Below are 1113 nucleotides of genomic sequence, written 5' to 3' on the forward strand. Positions count from 1 at the left end.
GGCTCCTACGAGGTATGTAAGAGCTAGGGTGGAGGGACCGTCAACATGATATCTGCGGGTACCAGCCGACAGACGAGCCGAGCGATCCCCATCCCGCACCTTAACGTCGATAAAGGATCTAGCGGCCTTTGAGGACCGCCGATGTAGGCAAGCCAACGTGGTGCGGTACCACCCCAGTCCCTCAACAATAGCTGGGAGTTGCGCAGATGTCAGATCGTTTCGCTGTCGGAATCGATGCCGATTCAAAGACCTTGGTGGTGGCGCGCCATGGCACTAAAGGCAGTATTCGAATCGCCAATTCAGCCTCGGCGATCAACAAATGGTTGTCCAGCCTGCCAGCGAAGTCTCGTATTGGTGTCGAGGCAACCAATCGCTACCACGAGCTTGTGGTTCAAGCTGCGCAGAGCGCCGGTCACGCCGTGTTCGTGCTCAATCCACGCGATATCAAGCACTACGCCAAGGGCGTGGCCTGCCGCGGCAAGACCGACGCTGGCGATGCACAGGTCATTGCGCGCTACATCGCCAAAGAGGCCGACAATCTGCATGAGCATGTCGCCCGCTCGCCTGCGCTGGAGCAACTGCATGTGCTGCTCCAGCAACGCAACAGCCTGGTCCGGAGCAAGGCCAAGTTGAATCTCTCGCTGGGTGCGGGGGCGTCGGAGTCCGCCCTCTTTGGGGGCATCTTCAGTGGCCTGAAAGCGGCCATTGCCATGCTGGACCAGCAAATTCAGCAGCTGTGCCGCAGCGGCGAACAGCGCGATCTGTATCGACGAATCATGACCATTCCGGGGATCGGGCCAACAGTGGCAGCTTTCATCACCCATCACATCACCCGCTGGCCGCTGGCCAACTCCGATGCGTGGATTGCCTGCACCGGCCTGGATCCTCGACCCAACGAGTCCGGTGCCCGGATCGGCCGACGCCGTTTGTCTAAGCGAGGCAATGCCGGCCTACGCCAGATCCTCTACATGGCCGCCATGGGGCTGACGCGCTCCAAGGGCGGCAAACCCCTCTACACCGCCATCCGTGAGCGCGGCCACAGCAGCACCGCCAGTTTCAACATCCTGGCTAGAAAGCTGGCCAGAATCGCGTGGGGTGTCTTCAAGAGCGGCC

1 protein-coding gene is annotated in these 1113 nt (G+C 60.8%); it reads left to right on the forward strand.

Annotation, left to right across the window (positions count from 1 at the left end; all coding sequences use genetic code 11):
* Window positions 1-254: 254 nt before the first annotated feature.
* The coding region (locus tag ACVOLR_RS20045) for an IS110 family transposase (RefSeq protein ID WP_481537988.1) at window positions 255-1113 on the forward strand (859 nt) is incomplete at its 3' end.

The sequence above is a fragment of the Stenotrophomonas sp. STEN030 genome (genome assembly GCF_056759995.1).